We start from the raw sequence: 18014 nt of genomic DNA, 5'->3' as shown, positions 1-18014 counted from the left end.
GCGCAATGGATGATAGTAACCGTATTTTGGAAGTTCTCGTCATTTTTCTGCTGATCCTTCTGAATGGCTTCTTTGCGATGTCGGAGATGGCTCTGGTTTCCGTGCGCAAGGTGCGTTTGCAACAGCAAGCCGAAGAAGGGGAGAGAGGGGCGCAAACCGCCTTGGAACTGACCGAATCGCCCAATCGCTTTCTCTCCACCATTCAGGTAGGGATCACGCTGATCGGTATCTTGGCGGGTGCGCTGGGTGGGGCCACCCTGTCCGGCGATTTGGCGCGCTGGCTGACACAGTGGCCGGCGCTGGCACCCTACAGCCAGGCCCTCGCGTTAGCCCTGGTGGTGCTGGCAACTACCTACTTCTCGCTGGTGCTGGGAGAACTCATCCCCAAGCGCCTGGCCCTCTACTACCCGGAGCAGATCGCCACGGTGGTCTCCCGGCCCATGCTGGCGCTCTCACGACTCACCGCACCCGTAGTCAGCCTGTTGAGCGCTTCTACCGAGGTGGGATTGCGTCTGTTGGGAGTGCACCCTTCGAAAGAGCCGGAATTCACTGAGGAGGATATTCGCGGGCTGATTGAACAGGGCACCCAGGAGGGCATTTTTGAGAGCAGCGAGCAACGTATGGTGGAAGGCGTGTTTCGGCTAGGGGATCGCACCGTAGATGCCATTATGACCCCACGCACCGAGATCGAGTGGATTGACCTAGAGGAAAGCCCCCAGGAGATTCTCGAACAAGTGCTCCGTAGCCGTCACACTCGCTTTCCAGTGGCACAGGGTGACTTGGATAGTGTGCTAGGGGTGATCTCAGCGCGAGATGTGCTGGCCCAATCGTTGCGCGGCGGAGACTTCAACCTTTCCCCCTGGATTCAACCCCCGCTCTTTGTTCCCGACAGCATGAGCGTGCTGAAGGTCCTTGAAGCCCTTAAGAGCGCCGGGGTTTCCATTGCCCTGGTGATTGACGAATATGGCGGCGTGCTGGGCATGGTAACCCATTATGATCTGTTTAAGGCCATTGTCGGTGAACTGGGGGAGGCGGATGAGAGCGGAGAGCCTCTGTGGGTGCAGCGCGAAGATGGTTCCTGGCTGATGGATGGGCTACTGCCCATTGATGAGTTTAAGGAACTTCTGGATCTGGAAACCCTCCCCGACGAGGAGCGGGTGGGTTACCAGACCCTGGCAGGGTTTATCCTGAGTCAGTTGGGGGTCATTCCGGTTGTCGGGCAGGTGTTGGAGTGGGACGGCCTGCGTTTTGAGGTGGTGGACATGGATGGACGACGCATTGATAAGGTGCTGGTCTCGCGTATTTCACCTTCCGTGCAGGGGGAAGTATGATCCCGGTGCGTCTACGTTTGCAGGGGTTTTTATCATATCGCCAGCCTCAGGAAGTGGATTTCACCTTGTTCGATATGGCCTGTATTAGCGGGCATAATGGGGCCGGCAAGTCCTCGCTGTTGGATGCCATCACCTGGGCGCTGTTTGGTGTAGCCCGCGCCAAAAGTCAAGACGATGTGATCCACGATCAGTTAGACCGCGCCGAAGTGGTGCTGGATTTTCAGTACGAGGAGCACCTTTACCGTGTTCAGCGTGCGCGCCTACGCGGTAAGTCCACCCTGCTGGAGTTCTTTGTCCGCGCTGAGGATGGTACCTGGCGGCCGCTCACTGAAAGCAAGATCAAGGACACCGAGGCACGGATTCAGCGCCTCTTGCGCATGGATTATGAGGCGTTTGTCAATGCCTCCTTCTTCCTCCAGGGAAAGGCGGATCAATTCACGGTCAAAAGTCCCGGTGAACGCAAAGCGATTCTGATGAGCATTCTGGGGCTGGATGTGTGGGATGAGTTTAAAGAAGCCGCTGCTGCCCGCCGGCGAGAAGCGGAGCAGGAAGGAGCACAAATCGAGGGGCAGATTCAGGAGATCGAACGTGAATTAGCCGAAGAGAAAGAACGCAAAGCTGCCCTGGCGGCCCTAGAAGCCCAACTCCAGCAGGCCGAAGCCCTGCGCCGTGCCCGTGAGGAAGTACTGGTTTCGGCGCAAAAGGTGGCTGCCGCGCTAGCCGAGCAGCAACGTATGGTTGAAACGCTCCGTGAACAATGGCAAAAGGCTCGCCAGGCGCTGGAGAACCACTTGGCGCTGGTGGCCGAACGCAAAGCCCAGTGGGAAGCGGCGCAAGGTCTCTTAACCCAAGCGGCAGAAATTGAAGCTGCTTACGCAGCGTGGCAGGTGGCGCGCCAAGACCTGGAAACTTGGGAAAACCTGGCCGCGCGCTTTCACCATTTAGAAGCCCAGCGCCAGGCCTTGCGCCAGGCCATCGCTATCGAGCAAACGCGTCTGGAAAGTGAATATCAAACCCTAGAACAGCAGGAGCGCGAGATTCGCCGCCTGCAAGTTTTGCTCCCAACTTTGGAAGCCAATTTGGCGGCCCAGCGTCAGAAGCTGGATGCGCTGGAAGCGCACTTGGCACAGCGCGGAGCACTGCAACGCCAAAAAGAGGCTTACACCCAGGAAAAAGCCGAACTTGAAGCCGAGAACAAACTGCTCACCGTGCAGATGAATGAGATCAAAGTACGCATTGAGACCTTACAAGCAGTGAGCGGGGCCACCTGTCCCTTGTGTGGCCAGCCTCTATCCCCCGCCGAGCGCCAGCGCCTGATCCAGAACCTCCAACAGGAGGGTAAAGCCATGGGAGACCGTTTCCGCGCCAACAAATCCCGCCTTCAGGTCCTGAGCGGGGAGATACAGGCGCTGGATGTGCAAATACGTGAGTTAGATCAGGTCGAACAACGGGTTAAAGCCGTCACCGCACAAGTTGCCCAAGAAGAAGAACGTTTGGACTTGGTGCGTCGCCAGATCCAGGACTGGCAGACCACTGCGGCGCCGCGTTTGACCGAGGTAGCCCTTGCTTTGAAGGAAGGGCGTTTTGCCATTGAAGCGCGCGAGGCGCTGGCTGCTCTGGATGCCCAGTGCCGTGAGTTGGGGTATGACCCGGCAGAGCATGAAGCCGCCCGTCAGCGCGAACAGGCTCTGCGGGCCAGCGAAGAGGTATTGCGCAACCTGGAAAAAGCGCGCGCTGAGGTCAGCAGCCTGGAACGCGAGATCGCCAACCTGGACGCGCAACGCGAGGAGCGCGAACGCGAGGTAGCCGCCTTGGAAACCCAATATCGTGAAGCCGAAGCCCGTTATCGGCGCGACGCTGCCGAGTTACCCGACCTGGATGCATTGGAGCGCGAAGTGCGCGACCTCAAGCTGCGTGAGAATCAACTGCGGGATGAGGTGGGAGCTGCCCGGCAGAAAGTTCAGGTGCTTTCTCAACTCAAAAAACGGCTGGATGATCTACGGGTGCGCCGCGATGAGGTCAGGCGTATGATTGCCCGTTTGAAGACCCTTGAACGTGCGTTTAGCAAGGACGGCGTACCGGCTTTGCTCATCGAGCAGGCACTGCCGGAGATCGAAGCCCAGGCCAATGAATTGCTCGATCGCCTCAGCAATGGCACAATGTCGGTCTCCTTCGAGACGCAGGCGGAGTATAAGACCAAGGTGGGCGAGAAGAAAGAGACCCTGGATATCATCATCCGGGACGGGACGGGGACGCGGCCCTATGAGATGTTCTCGGGGGGCGAGGCATTTCGCATTAACTTTGCCATCCGCCTGGCACTGGCGCGGGTGCTGGCCATGCGGGCGGGGGCGCGTTTGCAGACGCTGGTCATTGATGAGGGGTTTGGTAGCCAGGATGCAGAAGGCCGTCAGCGCTTGGTTGAAGCTCTCTCCCTTGTACGCAATGATTTTGCCAAAATCCTGGTGATCACCCATCTGGATGAACTTAAAGATGCTTTCCCCGCGCGTCTGGAGGTCGAGAAAACCCCAAGCGGATCACAGATTCGATTATGGATGACATAAATCGCCTTCCTTGGCGGGTTGGTGTGCAGCAACGTGTGCTTCCCACCTATCGCGCGCCGTTCTTCGCTACCTTGGCGCGGGTTTGTGGTGGTGGGTTAGGCCTGTTTGCCGGGCAGCCCCGCCCCCAGGAAGCCATCGAGAGCGCCCGCCAGGTCGAGGGGGTGACCCTCTTTTCCGCACGCAATGTTCATCTTTTCAGCGGTCCGCTGTATCTCTGTTGGCAGCGCGGGTTGCGCGCCTGGTTAGAAGACTGGCAACCCCAGGTCCTGATCGTCGAGGCCAATCCGCGTTACTTGAGCACCCCCATGGCGATACGCTGGATGAGGCATCGGGGTGGGGTGGTGATTGGCTGGGGGCTGGGCGCCCCTCAAGGCCAGGCGTTACCCTTATTGGTCAACATGCGCCGTGCCTGGCGGCGGCGCTTCCTGGCGCAGTTTGACGCTCTGATTGCCTACAGTCGGCGCGGTGCTGCGGAATATGCTGCTTTAGGGTTTGACCCGACGCGCATCGTTGTGGCGCCTAATGCCGCCACCCCACGGCCGGCCGGTTCGCCGCCGACGCGCCCCCTCGAGTACCGCGATGGGCGTCCGACAGTACTCTTTGTCGGACGTCTACAGGCGCGCAAACGAGTGGATGTGCTCATACGGGCGTGTGCTGACTTACCGCCTCGGCTTCAGCCGCGCTTGCTCATCGTGGGCGAGGGACCGGCACGCCCCGCGCTGGAGGCATTGGCTCGAGAAGTGTACCCACGGACCGAGTTTTTGGGGGCGCGACAGGGTGAGACCCTCCGCCCGATCTTTGAGCAGGCCGATCTCTTTGTCCTGCCGGGGACAGGCGGGTTGGCTGTGCAGCAGGCCATGGCGCATGCCCTGCCGGTGATCGTTGCTGCCGGAGATGGCACCCAGGAAGATCTCGTGCGCCCGACCAACGGCTGGCGTGTGCCCTCCGATGATCTGCCGGCGCTAACCGCTGTCCTAGCCGAGGCCCTGGCTGATCCGCAGCGGTTACGGAAGATGGGGGCCGAATCCTTCCGCGTTGTGAATGAAGAAATTAACTTAGAGACCATGGTGACTGCCTTTGCCCGGGCCATCCACCTAGCCTGGGCTTACCGCCATGGGGCGAGGGGAACGCCATGCACCTGATGCTCATTGCCGATGGCCGTAGTCCGATCACCCGCGCTTGGCTGAGGATGTTGCGTCCATTGGGATGGCGCCTAACACTGGTGTCCACTTATCCTTGCTCCGCGCCCGCCGAGGTAGAGCACTTTGAGGTGCTGCCGGTAGCATTTGGCGCCGCCGGCGGGGTTTCACCGACTGGCCAGGGGCGTGCCGCCTTCCGCAAACACTTGCGCCAACCGTTGCAAAGGCTACGCTACTGGCTAGGCCCACTAACGTTGGGAGTATATGCGCCGCGCCTGCGCCAACTGGTGCACCGCTTGCAGCCGGAAGTCATCCACGCCCTGCGCATTCCCTACGAAGGGATGCTGGCTACTTATGCCCCTCCAGAAGCGCCGCTGGTGCTCTCCATTTGGGGCAATGACCTGACCCTGCACGCGCGCGGCTCTCCCTGGATGGCGCGCCTGACCCGGCGTGCCCTGCGCCGGGCGGCGGCGCTCATGACCGATTGTCGCCGGGATCGTGATCTGGCCTACTGGTGGGGATTTGATTCAGGCAAGCCGTCCCTAGTGGTGCCGGGCAATGGCGGGTTGGATCTGGAGCGCCTGCCGACCCTGCGTACCCGGCTGGGGGAGCCCTGGGCGACGCGTCTGGAGGGTGACGAAGCACGCTGGGTACTCAATCCCCGTGGCATCCGCCAGTACGTGCTAAGCGATGTGTTTTTCCAGGTCATTCCGCTCGTGCGTGAGCGCTTGCCTGAGGTGCGTTTCCTGTGCCCAGGTATGGCTGGCCAACCCCAGGCCGAAACGTGGGTGCGCCGCCTGCGCCTGGATGAGACGGTAGTGCTCTTGCCCACTTTGCCGCAGGGTCAACTGTGGGATCTCTTCGCGCGGGCGCCGGTGATGATCTCGCTGGCAACGCACGATGGAACCCCGAATACTCTGTTGGAGGCCATGGCGTGGGGCTGCTTCCCGGTTCTGGGAGATCTGCAGAGTCTGCGGGAATGGGTGACGCCGGGGGTCAACGGCCTGCTGGTGGATTGGCGCCGCCCGCAAAGCATTGCCGAGGCCCTTGTCCTGGCGCTGGAAATGCCAGACCTGCGCCAGCACGCCGCTGAGATCAACCGGGCATTGATTCGCGAGCGTGCTGAGGTAAATCAAGTGCGCCGTCAGATGCAAGAATTTTTCCCTCAATTCTGCGATTCCGGTTAGAATCACCCTCGTTCCCATCTTTATTTATATGGGTCTCATTAAGAGGTTTTCATGGGCGAAGAAGGACGTGAACGATCGCGCTGGCGTGGGGTCGCTGTGGGCGCCGCGGTGGGTGATGCATTGGGCATGCCATTGGAATTTGGGCTTGCTTCCCATCCGCGTGCGCTAATTCGGTCCATGCGCCCTGGGCGGCTGCCCGCCGGGCACTTTACCGATGACACCGAATTGGCCTTAGCCGTGGCGGCCACCTTGCTGGAACGTGGCTACCTGGATCCGGATGACCTGGCCCAACGCTTTGCCGAGTGGTATTGTAGTGAGCCCCCTGATGTGGGCGTGCACACGCAGGCGGTGCTCAGTCGCTTGGCGGCAGGCGAGTCCTGGGAAGAAGCTGCCGAAGCCGTTTTTCGCGAACGCCCCGAGAGCGCAGGCAATGGGGCTTTGATGCGCTCTTGGCCGGTGGCGCTGGCCTTCTGGCGCGATCTGGAGGCCCTGCGCCAAGCCAGTGTCCTTCAGTGCCGGGTCACCCACCGCCATGCCGAATGTGTGGCGGCGTGCGTGTTTCTCAATACGCTGCTGGCGCGACTCGTTGCCGGTGCCAACCTGGAAGCCGCCCTGGAGACGGCTTTTGTACAGGCGTCCCCCTTGCCGGCGGGGCTGGCGCATGCTATCCGCTTGGCGCCACGACGGCGACGCGAAGAACTGCGCAACACCGGATGGGTGCGTCACACGTTGGAAACAGCGGTGTGGAGCCTGTTCAATAGCCATACCTTTGAAGAAGCTCTCATCCAGGCGGTCAACTTGGGGGCAGATGCCGATACCGCCGGTGCTGTCACTGGCGCCCTGGCCGGTGCCCTCTATGGCGTGGAGGCCATCCCCGAGGAATGGCGCACGGCCTTGCACGGCGAATACCCGCTCAAAAGCGGGCACAATTGGGGGTGGCAGGATTTGGTTAACCTGGCCGACCGCCTGGCCATGTTGCAGGCGCAACCCTAACCCCTTATTTTAAGATAAAACGGATATAATAAATCGCGTAACCCCGTGCAGCGGGGCTTGCGTCTTATGGTCGGTGACGGTTTGCGGTGGAGGTAGGGCATGGGACGGTGGTGGGTGATCGGGATTTTGGTGAGTGTCTGGTGGGGGGTGCTAAGCGGCAGCGTCACCGCGCAAAGCGGGGGAGGAACCACGCTCTACCTCCCGCTAATTGGCAAGGGCTTGGCTTTACCACCTGAAGACGAGGCGGCGCAACGTCTTCAAGTGCCCCCTGGGTTTGCCATCCGCATTTTCGCCGAGGGTCTTCCCACCCGCCCGCGCTTCATGGCGTTTGGGCCGGATGGCTGGCTTTACATCAGCCTGATGAACAGCGGCCAGATCGCCCGTTTGCCCGACCGCAATGGCGATGGGCGTGCCGACGCCACCGAGATTGTTGCCAGCGGGTTATACCTGCCCCATGGTCTGGAATGGCACGCCGGGTGGCTTTATGTTGCTGAGGGAGATCGTATCGAGCGCCTGCGCGATGGGGATGGCGATGGGCGTTTGGAAACGCGCGAACAGGTGACCGATAACATTCCACCACCCGTGGGGCATGCCAGCCGCACCCTGCACTTTGGCCCGGATGAAAAACTCTATGTCAGTGTGGGTTCCAGTTGTAACGTGTGCGAGGAAGAGGATCCGCGTCGGGCGGCCATCCTGCGCTTTAACCCGGATGGTACCATCCCCGACGACAATCCTTTTGCCACCGACCCCGACTCGCGGCGTCACCCACTGTGGGCGTGGGGGTTGCGTAACAGCGTGGATTTTCTGTGGACGCCTGACGGCGTGTTATGGGCTGACCATAACGGCAGCGATGGGCTGGGTGATGACCTGCCCCCGGAAGAAATCGTCATCCCGGTGCAGCGTGGGGCCTGGCACGGCTGGCCTTATTGCTACACACCCGATGTGGGAGCGGTGAGCGGGCCAGAAGTGCGCGATGAACGCTTGGCGTTACCGAGCGGCCTTGATTGCGCTCAGGCTGTTGCAGCACGCTTCACCGCCCCCGCCCACAGTGCCCCCCTGGGCACGACCCTGGGTGAGGGCGCGCTCTTTCCGCCCGCTTACCGCCAGAGCCTGTATGTGGCCTACCATGGCTCCTGGAACACCACTTCAGCCAATATCCGCGATTGTAAGGTAGAACGCATCTTGCTGGACGCAGCTGGGCAACCCATTGCCGCTGAGCCGTTTGTGACTGGCTTCCGAGCACCCGGCAAGCCCTGTGGGGATGCCGCAACTTATGGCCGCCCGGCCGATGTTATCTTTGGGCCCGAGGGCGCCATGTATGTCTCCGATGATAAAGGCATGCGCGTCTACCGCGTCATTCCCGTGCCCTGAACAGCCTCTCACGGGCAGGGTTGCAGGGTGGCTTGCAGTTCATCCCACGCCCACGCCGGCAAAGGGACGATAAAGGTGAGCTCCCAACCCGTGGCGCGACGGTAGAAGACGAATCCGCTTGCTACAGCATCTTGCCCGCTGAGGTGTAGCCCTTCCCAATCCAACGCCAAATCCTCAAAGACGACCAAGGCTTTGGCGGGGCTCTCGCCGTACTGGGGATTGTAGCCGTGGCAAGTGGGGCGACGGATCGCCAACGCAGGGGTCACGGCAGCTACCACCTCCTCACTATTGTTATACCCCGGCGGCCGGGCTCCGACGGCGAACGGTACGAACGCCGCTCCTTCGGTGCCGATCAGGTCACTCAGCCGCTCAGGGTGATTGGCCTCCAGGGCGTAGCGCAGAGCACGTACCACCGATATTAAATCGCCCCGTTCCAAGGTGCCGGCAGTTGGGGGTGGCGCAAACTGGGGTGTTCGCGTTGGGGCTGGTCGCCACAAGGTAGGGCTTGAGGTGGGCGAAGGTATAGCCGTCGGGGTTGGCGGAAGGGTGGTCGGGCTGGCAAGGGGGGAAATGGGGGTGGCAACTGTACACCCAACCCCTAAAAGCACCCAGAGTAGGGTCAGAAACAAATGACGCACACCCCTATTGTACTCAGTTTCCGCTTGGGACACCCAATGCTTGGCGGTACCAGGTGAGAATCTCTTCTCGTTTCGGCACCCGTCCAGCACAAACCACCTTTTCATTCACCACCAGAGCTGGGGTGAACAGCACCGGATACTGCTCTATTGCCAACAGGTCTTCGATGTGCTCAAAGCGCACGTTTAGACTAGGCTGTTCTTGGAGCAATTGCTCCAACGCGCCTCGCGCCGCGCGCTCGAGAGCGTAACATTTAGCGCATCCCGGTCCTAAGACTTTCACATCCAGCATCAGCATACCCTTTCCGTGGTTCCTTAGGCAAGGCAATGTTAGTCCGATTCATCCCCCGCCGCGAGGACGACCGCCGTGTAATCTACACCCAAGCGTGAGGTCAACTCGTCAGCAATGGTTGCGAGGTAAGGCCTGAGTGCGGCTAGGGCTTCTTCGCGCGCTCGGATGCTGGGGTGCTGAAAAACCCGCTGTTTGAGATCGTTGAAGAATTGCACCTCGGCGCGCGCGAGGGTTTCACCCTCTTCCTGGCGGCGCACCAGATCGGCGTAAAGGGTATACAGGCGGCGTTCGAGATCAACGGCCTCGTGATCGGCTTCATAGCGTGCCACAGCCTCATGATAGGCCTGCACCAGCGGGTGCTGACGTAGGCTTTCCCCAAGTGCTCGTGCGGTAGCGGTTAATTCTGGACTTAACATTTTCTCGTCTCTCCTCTCCGATGCGCTTAGCGGCCACATGCACATCCACTGCGGCGGGCGTTGCGGGCGAACGGCAACCCCAGCGCTGCACTAATCTCCTGATCCACAGCGGTAAACAGTCGCACCAGCTCGGCCTCGGCCTGGCGGTAGGTCTGCATGAGCGGAAGGGCGTTCATTTCTGCTTGTAACGTTTCCAGCGCCTGTTGGTGCGCTAGAAAATCGCCCTCGGCCCATTGTAGGGCGCGATTGTGTTCACGGATTTGAGCCGCTAGACGCTGTACCGAAGCATCGTTCACCGCCGCTTGGTAAGCCTGTATAAACGCCCGATACGCCTCTGTCTCCTGGATCAATGTGGCCAGAGCGTGCACCTGGGCTTGAATCACGGTATCACTGACGGGAATCACTTCAGGGGTTTTATCCATGGTCAACGAACCTTTACTCCTAGGACTTTCTTATTCTAAAGAATGAATACAATTTTAGATGATCCTGCTCTTGTTGTCCAGTGCGGAATGTCACTTTTTGTAGGGGACATTGAGAATGGCTCGGCATTACAACTTGTGGTTCTCGGGAGCGGAGCTGGCGCGCAGGAGCTCGACCCCCTGCAATAATATCCCGACTTGGTTAAACCCCAACCACACCAAGAAAATGGTAAAGCCAATTGCGGCCAGTGTGGTCAAGCGGGGAAGGTTTGCCTCCAGCCATCGCAGGCGTTCCAGCAGGCGTGCGGTTGTCTCCTGGTATTGCCCAACCACAGCCCGCGCGTCCTGCAGGCTTTCGCGGATGTGCTGAATATCTTCTTGCATACGTTGGATCTCGGTCTCAATCCGCCCTAGGTTGCTGCCCGTCTGTTCCAGACTTGTCTCCATGGTGGCAAATGAGGCGTTCAGTCCATCCAGGCTGGTGGCCACTTCTCCCAGGGCTTGGTGCAAAGGTGTCTCCGGTTTGTAGGGTGGGCCGGGGAAGAAAGGGATCGAGGTCACCGCAGCCAGCATGCTTTCTAGCACCTGTGCGCTGACCTGGGCCGCCCGCAATGAGGTTTGAGCGGCCTGTACCGTAATGGGCAAACCGCGTCCGCTCAGCGCTACCAGTGCATCCAACATCTTGACCGTGTCCCCCAGAGAGGTGACCAGCGTGGTAAAGGCCTCTTCCAGGCGGGCAACACTATTATCGGCCAGGTCTAAGGACTGTGCTACCACCGTCAACCCCTGGGAAGTGGTTTCCAACGCACCGATTGCCAGCCCCACGCTCGAGGTCAGCGCACGGGTCAATGGCGGGCGCATCCACCACACCCCTGTTACCCCAACCAGGCTGATTAATACGCCCAGAATGGCCGTGCTGACCAGCATTAATCCGGTAGCGCGACGAGATATTTGGCGCATTGTTAACCTCCCATACTCGATCTACTTCCCTGGGCTATGGAACGGTGAGGATGGCCCGGCCACCCAAGGGGAAAAGGCGTAACAGTTCACTATGGGATGGCGAAACAGCCGTGATGCCTAAGGCAAGCGCCTGGGCTTGAATAGGCAGCGTCATTTCCTGCGCAATAGCGACCGCCGCGGGCACTTGGGTCAGAGGCAGGCCGAAAGCCAGCGTGCAGTGGGGCACCCAAGCACCCACGCGATAGTGGCCCCACAGGCCCCGCGCGTAAGGCTGGAAGCGAGTCTGAAACTCACTATGAAAAGCGAGCAAGGCTGGCGTGACTGTGACCCCTAAAAAGACCGTCGCCTCAGCGTTGAGGAAAATGCCCAGGCTCGAAAACGTCATTGTAAAAGGCGATTGTTGTTGGGCTAGCACCTCGAGTGCGGCGCTGGCGCCCTCAAGGTCAAGCGTTTCACTAACGCCTAGCGATACATGGGGGCGGTAGCCACTCTCACGCATGGAGGCACTTACCCAGGCATCTGCCAGCCGATCCCACACCTGGCGGATGATGACCTCGGTAGCCGGGTCCAAGTAAAGTTCAACCGCGAAGCTCATCCCGCTTCATACCGCTCGCCCTCTCATCGCTTTTGCTGCGCGTTCTCCACCGCAAAGCGCTGGCTGAAATTTTACCCATTGTATCTCAATTGTAGCCGAAAAGCGTGACCATTGGTGAGCGGTAGGGGGATTTTCAGCGTGAGTGGGGACTTTATCCCCCAGGCACACTACTGCGGAAGATCTTATACTCATCTGGCACGGGATTGCCGCCTTCCCACATTACATAGCGGAAGTCATCCGGGGAGGTGTTGCCTTCGGAGTTGATCAGTAGTACCTGCGAGTCTGGGCCAAGGCCGAGGAACTCGCGCAACTCCCGTGCACCGGGGTATTCCATGATGAAGAGCAGCGCTCCCAGCGTCACCGCGCCAGATTCGCCGGAGATGATCATTGGGTCGCCACGCAGGGGAACCCCGTAGACCCGCATGCCCTTGGCGGCCACGTAATCGGGGCACATGGCGAAGACATCCGCAATGTGCTGCAGCACTTGCCAAGCCAGCGGATTGGGCTCGCCGCAGGCCAAGCCGGCCATAATCGTATCTAACTCGCCCTCGAACTTATGCGGCTGACCATCTCCTATTTTTGCCGAAAGATAAAGGCAAGCAGCTTTGGTCGGTTCCACTACCACCGAAAGCGGGCGCTCGGCCCCAAACAGGTTGGCGTAATAACCCAACGTTGCCGCTGCTAAAGAGCCTACGCCAGCCTGGACGAAAACATGCGTGGGCTTGCTCAATCCCTGCGCAGCCAGTTGCTCCTGGGCTTCGCTGAGCATGGTGGTGTAACCCTGCATAACCCACTTAGGAATATCCTCGTAGCCTTCCCAGGCAGTGTCGGAGATGACGACCCAGCCATAGCGCTGGGCATCCTCATTGACCTGGTGCACGGCATCGTCGTAGGTGCCGTCAATGACCACCACCTTGGCGCCAGTCTGCTCGATCGCCTGAATGCGTTGCTGCGAAGTTAGTTTATGCACGTAGATGACCGCCTTAAAGCCCATTTGGGCCGCCGACCAGGCTACACCCCGTCCATGGTTACCATCGGTTGCTGCGGCAAAGGTAATCTCCCCCAAGCGCTCGCGCAGAGCGCCGCTGGTTAGTTCAGTGAAAGAGAGTTCACGGTCGGTAATGCCCAAGCGTTGACGTACCCATTGATAGATCGCGTAAGAACCGCCGAGCACCTTGAACGAGCGCAGATTCAGGCGCTGCGACTCATCCTTGACCCAAATGCCCCCCAGACCGAGCCGCGCAGCCAGATTAGGCAGTCCCACCAACGGGCTCATGCGGTAACCCGGCAATTGGCGATGAAAACGCCGTGCCCGCCAGGGCACATCGGACGGAATCAATGCCTGCACCACCTGTGGATCAAAATCACCACGGGCGCGCGCATTGATCACCCATTCAATTGGTTTTTCAGTGCCCATAAACCACCTCGCTTAATTGTCTGACAAATTTTCTAAAAGTATAACCCCAAACTCTGTTGTGGGATAGGGAGAGGATTCGCCTTTGTGGAGCTTTTGAGTAATCCGTTACCGGCGAGGCGGAATAGGAGGCCCTAGAGTGGCAAAGCCATTCCAACCGTTCCCCAATGCTTCCACGGGTGAGCGTTATATTGCGGTGAATTAAAAAGAGGTGGTGAACTCAGAGGGCAGCGCGGTTTCCACTGGGGGGAGACGTTGGATCTGCATGAGGATGGCAGGCAGCAGGCGAATCTTGCGCCAAGTGGAGGTGTGGGCGCGGCGGGTGTGCACTTGGTAGCCGATTCGCTCGATCTCGTCTAGAATGGCGGCATACAGCAACGCCGCGGCACCCACGGCGGGACGAGCGCGCGGGTGCAAAAGACGGATTCCGGGTAGCGCCCGGCGATATAAATCACGTGCACGGGCGATCTCAAACTGCATCAATGCAACGAAACGGGCATCCAACACGCCATTCAAGATGTCCTCGCGCTGGAGGCCAAATCGCACCAAGTCTTCTTGGGGTAGGTAAAGCCGCCCCCGGCGTGCGTCTTCTCCTATATCGCGTAGGATATTAGTTAGTTGTAACGCGATTCCTAGTTCAATCGCGAAAGGGGCGGCTTGCTCAAAAGTGGCACCCGGCGCGAGACCGATGATGGGGATGGCCAGAAGGCCCACCGTTGAGGCGACGCGGTAACAATACAGCCGTAGGTCTTCCCAGGAGGGGTATTGGCAGTAAGCCAGATCCATGGCCACCCCATCAATCAACGCCTGTTCGTAACGTCGGTCCACCCCATACGTGCGGCGTACCACGCCCCAGGCCAACAGCAAGGGATTAGGTTGTTCTTCGGGCTCCAGCGCTACCTGCGCCCGCCAGCGTTCCAGGTCATCCAGGCTGGCACATTGCGAGTCCACTAGGTCGTCGGTGGCTCGGCAGAAGGCGTACAAAGCGTGGATGGCCTGCCGCTCTTGGCGCGGCAACAACGCGGTGGCAAAGTGAAAAGTCCGCGAGTGTGATTTGATGACCGCTTCGGTCAGTGCAAACGCTTCAGCCAAGCGCATAGGAGCAGGCGGGTGAGAGGGAGGAGGCTGGCTCATGGTGCAATCCTAATCAATGGGAGGCTGGGGTAAGAATCAGTTTTTCAACTACTTTCGCGGAAGACACCACGCCCGGTAGGCCGGCGCCAGGATGGGTGCCAGCGCCTACGAAGTAGAGATTAGAGAATTCCTCGGATTGATTGTGGGGCCGGAACCAAGCCGATTGGGTCAAAATCGGTTCCACTGAGAAGGCAGAGCCAAGATAACTGTTGAGCACATCGCGGAAGTGGAGCGGGTCGATATAGTGCTCTACCACCAGGTTCTCGCGCAGGCCGGGCAGGTAGTTTTCCTCCAGGAATTCCAGGATGCGGTTTTTATAAGGTTCGGCGGTGCGTTCCCAATCCACCTGGCCGCCCAGATGTGGCACGGGGGAAAGGACGTAGAAGGCCTCATGTCCTTCTGGAGCCAGCGAAGGATCGGTGAGGGTCGGCATGTGTAGGTAGAGTGAGAAATCTTCGGCCAGCACCTTGCGACGGAAGATGTCATCCAACAGGCCCTTGTAGCGCGGGCCTAAAATGATGTTATGGTGCGCCAAGCGGCTATCCAAGTAGCGCCGTCGGGTGCCAAAGTAGATTACGAACAGCGACATGCTGTAGCGCATCTTTTCGATACGGCGGTTGGTGTATTTGCGCCGGTAAGCCTCGGGGATGAGATGGCGATAAGTAAACGCCACATCGGCATTGGAAATCACAATATCCGCCGCCTGGGTAGTGCCGTCCTTTAGCCGTACTCCACGCACCCGTCGCCGCGGTTCGTCCACCAAGATTTGATCCACCTCCGCATTAAGCACCAATTGTCCGCCCAGTTCTTCAAACAGGCGCACCAGCGCGTTTACTAGCGCCCCCGTGCCGCCCATGGCGAAGTAAACACCCCACTCACGTTCTAGGTAATGGATCATGGCGTAGATACTGCTAGAATCATATGGGTTGCCTCCTATCAGGAGAGGGTGGAAGGAGAAGACCTGGCGCAGAAAATCATTTTGCACAAATTGAGAGACATAAGTATAAACACTTAGGTAAGCACGTAGTCGCACCAAGTCCGGGGCAACTTTGAGCATGTCGCTCAGGCGGGTGAAGGGTTTATCGGCCAATTGCAGAAAACCCTTCTCAAAGATAGGGCGGGTGCTTTCCAGAAAGCGCCGATACCCCTCTTTATCGGCTGGATTCCACTTTTCAATTTGGGAAAAGATTAACTCAGACTGGTTGTTATATTCAAACGAGCGCCCCTCGGCGTCAAAAATACGGTAAAACGGATTAACCGGCACAAAGGTCACGTAGTCCTCGCGTTTGCGCCCGGCTAGTTCGAACAACTCATCGAATAAAAACGGCGCCGTAATGACGGTAGGGCCGCCATCAAATTTGAAGCCATCTAATTCATAGACATAAGCCCGCCCGCCAGGTTTATCCCGCTTTTCCAGGATGGTAACCTTAAACCCCCGCGCAGCCAAGCGGATGGCCACTGCCAGCCCCCCAAAGCCCGATCCGATGACAATGACGTTTTTTGACATAGCATCCACCTCCGTGATGTAGTTGCTTAAACTATAGCATAGGCTTAGAGTGCTGCCTGCAGTGCGTAAAGGGTTTGTCGAGTTCCAGCCTAAACCAGGATGGGTTGTCCCAGCAGGTGTGCCACTACCCGTGCCGCACCCAGGATCACTCCCGCCGTAGATTGACCGGGGAAGACAGAATCACCTACCAACCACAGGTTCGGGATACCCGTTTGCGGCCCACGCGCTCGCCAAAGTGAGGTCTGTGGAAACCCTCCCACCATGCCCTGCCAGCGGCGAGTATAAAAGGCAAAGGTGCGGGGGGTGGCCGGTAGGCAAAGGTGAAGCGCCGTTTTTATCCCCGGAAAAACCGCTTCGAGGGCCTCCAACAGGCGCTGGGTATAGACCTCCCGCCGCTGCAAGTAGGCTTCGGGGTCGAGTTGCCACCACGGCGCCACTGCTGTGTGGGTAGAGAGTGTGATCGCGCGCATACCGGCTGGCGCGCGGGTGGGATCTTCAACCGGCGAAATAGAGATAAACACCGAATTACCCTCGCCTAACGGCGCGCTGGGATCAAGAATGACCTGATGATGAGTGGGGACGGTAGATGGCAAGGCCTCGGCGCGCACCCCTACATACAGAGTGAATGCCCCCCAGGTGGGTGAACGTCGCCGTACATCTCGGCGCAAACTGACTGGCATCTCCCCGTTAAGCAGGTGACTCAATGACCATGGGGTCATATTGGCCAGAATAAGATCGGCTTCAAACGTCGCCCCCGCTTTCGTCACCACCGCGACGGCACGCCCCCGCCGCACCACTACAGCCTCAATGGGATGGCGATAGTGTACCTCGCCGCCGTGGGCATGAATCCAGGCTACCAGTGTTTTGGCTAACTCCCCCATTCCACCACGCACATAGCGTACCCCGCGCCGCGGGAGGTCGAGTGCCGCGCTACCGTACAGCGCATTGGCAAATCCCGCCGTTGTTTGGGCGGAGATGAGCAACTGGGCATCGACAAAAGTACGCAGCCGAGGGGAAGCTGAACGGGGTAAGAGATCCGCCACCGACCTGAAAGCCAACGGCGCCATTCCAATAACCGCAGGGGTAACTGTGCCCGCAAGGGCAAGTAAATCGCTAAGATTTAGAGGTGGCCACGGAAAATAGCGCTGAGAGATCGCCCAGGCTACCTCGGCCACACGTTCTTGGGTTTGCCAAAACGGCTCTTCCTTTGCGAAGTAACGCACCCGTTCCTCGCGCCACGCTTCACGCGTTGTCCACTGGTAGATCTGGTGCCCGTCAAGATGAACCACCCATGCGGGGTCCACGTCTTCCACCGGCCAGGTCAGCCCCAGGGTTTGGGCCAGGCGAGTGTGCGGACCGGTGAGATCAAAACCGCCTGCCAATGTTGCTCCAGCATCAAAGCGATAACCGCGGTGAAAAAACGTTCCCGCACAGCCTCCAGGGTAGGTTTGGGCTTCTAATACAATCACCCGCCAGCCTGCCTTAAGGAGCAGCGCTGCTGCCGTCAACCCCCCCATTCCTGCGCCTATAATGAGAACTGTACGCGATTCTTTGGATCGCCTTACTCCCCCTTTCATGGATTGTTCCTCACCTCCGTTCCAACGCCTGCTTCATCGCCCAGCGACGGTAGGCAAACAAAAAACGCAATCCAAGAGGGGCAAAAACCACCCGTGTCCACGCGTGGCGCCAGCCGGTTTTGTAGGTGTAGCTTACCTCTTCCTCGATCAGGGTGTGACCATCGGCCAGAGGAAGGAAAGCGTGCCGGTGTCGCCAAGTCAACAGTGGCCCCTCCACCTGTTCATCGGTAAATCCCCGTTGGGGGTCCACGTCAATATGGCGGGCTTCCCACCTAACTGTCAAAGGCCCCAATTGCAGGCGGAACCGCAAGCGTGATCCTTCGGCCAGCGGCTCGCGCATGAGCACCTCCAACCGCAAAGGGGGCGGGGTGAGCCGTGCTAAGGCCTGCTCTTGCCAGTGGAAATCGGCTACGGCCGCCAATGGCGCTTTCACAATGTAGCGTGTACGAAATTCGGGCATCTTTAGTTCGAGAGACGCTTCAA

At 59.1% G+C, this 18014-nt stretch carries 17 protein-coding genes; 6 read left to right on the top strand and 11 right to left on the bottom strand.

The window, feature by feature from the left end:
* Window positions 1-5: 5 nt before the first annotated feature.
* From Q0721_RS06000 to Q0721_RS05975, 6 genes are all read left to right on the top strand, one after another.
* On the top strand, window positions 6-1331 hold the full coding sequence (locus tag Q0721_RS06000; protein WP_299026871.1) for a hemolysin family protein: 1326 nt from the start codon (window positions 6-8) through the stop codon (window positions 1329-1331).
* Complete coding sequence (locus Q0721_RS05995) at window positions 1328-3892, top strand: SMC family ATPase (protein ID WP_299026868.1); 2565 nt, start codon at window positions 1328-1330, stop codon at window positions 3890-3892. The genes Q0721_RS06000 and Q0721_RS05995 overlap by 4 nt, the downstream gene beginning before the upstream one ends.
* On the top strand, window positions 3880-5034 hold the full coding sequence (locus Q0721_RS05990) for a glycosyltransferase (RefSeq protein ID WP_299026865.1): 1155 nt from the start codon (window positions 3880-3882) through the stop codon (window positions 5032-5034). Before Q0721_RS05995 ends, Q0721_RS05990 begins: the two co-directional genes overlap by 13 nt.
* On the top strand, window positions 5025-6218 hold the full coding sequence (locus Q0721_RS05985; protein ID WP_299026862.1) for a glycosyltransferase family 4 protein: 1194 nt from the start codon (window positions 5025-5027) through the stop codon (window positions 6216-6218). The genes Q0721_RS05990 and Q0721_RS05985 overlap by 10 nt, the downstream gene beginning before the upstream one ends.
* Before the next feature lie 51 nt (window positions 6219-6269).
* The gene (locus Q0721_RS05980) at window positions 6270-7211 is read left to right on the top strand and encodes an ADP-ribosylglycohydrolase family protein (RefSeq protein WP_299026859.1); all 942 of its coding nucleotides are present in this window, start codon (window positions 6270-6272) and stop codon (window positions 7209-7211) included.
* 99 nt (window positions 7212-7310) lie between these two features.
* Window positions 7311-8582 carry a PQQ-dependent sugar dehydrogenase gene (locus Q0721_RS05975; RefSeq protein WP_299026856.1) on the top strand — a complete coding sequence of 424 codons (1272 nt, stop codon included), beginning with the start codon at window positions 7311-7313 and terminating at the stop codon, window positions 8580-8582.
* Between the two features lie 8 nt (window positions 8583-8590).
* On the opposite strand, the gene Q0721_RS05970 is transcribed toward Q0721_RS05975, so the two are convergent.
* The 11 genes from Q0721_RS05970 to Q0721_RS05920 all read right to left on the bottom strand — a co-directional run bounded on the left by Q0721_RS05970 (window position 8591) and on the right by Q0721_RS05920 (window position 17991).
* The gene (locus Q0721_RS05970; RefSeq protein ID WP_299026854.1) at window positions 8591-9220 is read right to left on the bottom strand and encodes a hypothetical protein; all 630 of its coding nucleotides are present in this window, start codon (window positions 9218-9220) and stop codon (window positions 8591-8593) included.
* A gap of 13 nt (window positions 9221-9233) precedes the next feature.
* Window positions 9234-9509: a thioredoxin family protein gene (locus tag Q0721_RS05965; protein ID WP_299026851.1), complete on the bottom strand. Its 276-nt coding sequence runs from the start codon at window positions 9507-9509 to the stop codon at window positions 9234-9236.
* Between the two features lie 38 nt (window positions 9510-9547).
* Complete coding sequence (locus Q0721_RS05960) at window positions 9548-9925, bottom strand: YlbF family regulator (protein ID WP_299026848.1); 378 nt, start codon at window positions 9923-9925, stop codon at window positions 9548-9550.
* A gap of 26 nt (window positions 9926-9951) precedes the next feature.
* Entirely contained in the window at window positions 9952-10347 is a 396-nt protein-coding gene (locus Q0721_RS05955; RefSeq protein WP_299027124.1) for a YlbF family regulator, read from the bottom strand.
* 126 nt (window positions 10348-10473) lie between these two features.
* Entirely contained in the window at window positions 10474-11304 is an 831-nt protein-coding gene (locus Q0721_RS05950; RefSeq protein WP_299026845.1) for a hypothetical protein, read from the bottom strand.
* Between the two features lie 34 nt (window positions 11305-11338).
* Window positions 11339-11899, bottom strand: coding sequence for a 2'-5' RNA ligase family protein (locus Q0721_RS05945; RefSeq protein ID WP_299026842.1), 561 nt, complete (start codon window positions 11897-11899; stop codon window positions 11339-11341).
* Between the two features lie 151 nt (window positions 11900-12050).
* Window positions 12051-13316 (bottom strand): diaminopropionate ammonia-lyase, encoded by a 1266-nt coding sequence (locus tag Q0721_RS05940; protein WP_299026839.1) that lies wholly within the window; start codon window positions 13314-13316, stop codon window positions 12051-12053.
* A gap of 198 nt (window positions 13317-13514) precedes the next feature.
* Window positions 13515-14447 carry a squalene/phytoene synthase family protein gene (locus Q0721_RS05935; protein WP_299026836.1) on the bottom strand — a complete coding sequence of 311 codons (933 nt, stop codon included), beginning with the start codon at window positions 14445-14447 and terminating at the stop codon, window positions 13515-13517.
* A gap of 13 nt (window positions 14448-14460) precedes the next feature.
* Complete coding sequence (locus Q0721_RS05930; protein WP_299026833.1) at window positions 14461-15954, bottom strand: phytoene desaturase; 1494 nt, start codon at window positions 15952-15954, stop codon at window positions 14461-14463.
* 89 nt (window positions 15955-16043) lie between these two features.
* Window positions 16044-17531, bottom strand: coding sequence for an NAD(P)/FAD-dependent oxidoreductase (locus Q0721_RS05925; RefSeq protein ID WP_299026830.1), 1488 nt, complete (start codon window positions 17529-17531; stop codon window positions 16044-16046).
* A 10-nt stretch (window positions 17532-17541) separates the two neighbouring features.
* Window positions 17542-17991, bottom strand: coding sequence for a hypothetical protein (locus Q0721_RS05920; RefSeq protein WP_299026826.1), 450 nt, complete (start codon window positions 17989-17991; stop codon window positions 17542-17544).
* Window positions 17992-18014: the final 23 nt, after the last annotated feature.

This window comes from uncultured Thermanaerothrix sp. (assembly GCF_938028735.1).
Lineage (GTDB): Bacteria > Chloroflexota > Anaerolineae > Anaerolineales > Anaerolineaceae > Thermanaerothrix.
This window is presented reverse-complemented; position numbering and strand designations above follow the sequence as displayed.

Coding starts and splice junctions, on each gene's coding strand:
- Q0721_RS05995 (WP_299026868.1), top strand. CDS start 1,328: ATGATCCCGGTGCGTCTACGTTTGCAGGGGTTTTTATCATATCGCCAG.
- Q0721_RS06000 (WP_299026871.1), top strand. CDS start 6: ATGGATGATAGTAACCGTATTTTGGAAGTTCTCGTCATTTTTCTGCTG.
- Q0721_RS05985 (WP_299026862.1), top strand. CDS start 5,025: ATGCACCTGATGCTCATTGCCGATGGCCGTAGTCCGATCACCCGCGCT.
- Q0721_RS05945 (WP_299026842.1), bottom strand. CDS start 11,899: ATGAGCTTCGCGGTTGAACTTTACTTGGACCCGGCTACCGAGGTCATC.
- Q0721_RS05925 (WP_299026830.1), bottom strand. CDS start 17,531: ATGAAAGGGGGAGTAAGGCGATCCAAAGAATCGCGTACAGTTCTCATT.
- Q0721_RS05980 (WP_299026859.1), top strand. CDS start 6,270: ATGGGCGAAGAAGGACGTGAACGATCGCGCTGGCGTGGGGTCGCTGTG.
- Q0721_RS05920 (WP_299026826.1), bottom strand. CDS start 17,991: ATGCCCGAATTTCGTACACGCTACATTGTGAAAGCGCCATTGGCGGCC.
- Q0721_RS05955 (WP_299027124.1), bottom strand. CDS start 10,347: ATGGATAAAACCCCTGAAGTGATTCCCGTCAGTGATACCGTGATTCAA.
- Q0721_RS05950 (WP_299026845.1), bottom strand. CDS start 11,304: ATGCGCCAAATATCTCGTCGCGCTACCGGATTAATGCTGGTCAGCACG.
- Q0721_RS05975 (WP_299026856.1), top strand. CDS start 7,311: ATGGGACGGTGGTGGGTGATCGGGATTTTGGTGAGTGTCTGGTGGGGG.
- Q0721_RS05940 (WP_299026839.1), bottom strand. CDS start 13,316: ATGGGCACTGAAAAACCAATTGAATGGGTGATCAATGCGCGCGCCCGT.
- Q0721_RS05990 (WP_299026865.1), top strand. CDS start 3,880: ATGGATGACATAAATCGCCTTCCTTGGCGGGTTGGTGTGCAGCAACGT.
- Q0721_RS05935 (WP_299026836.1), bottom strand. CDS start 14,447: ATGAGCCAGCCTCCTCCCTCTCACCCGCCTGCTCCTATGCGCTTGGCT.
- Q0721_RS05965 (WP_299026851.1), bottom strand. CDS start 9,509: ATGCTGGATGTGAAAGTCTTAGGACCGGGATGCGCTAAATGTTACGCT.
- Q0721_RS05960 (WP_299026848.1), bottom strand. CDS start 9,925: ATGTTAAGTCCAGAATTAACCGCTACCGCACGAGCACTTGGGGAAAGC.
- Q0721_RS05930 (WP_299026833.1), bottom strand. CDS start 15,954: ATGTCAAAAAACGTCATTGTCATCGGATCGGGCTTTGGGGGGCTGGCA.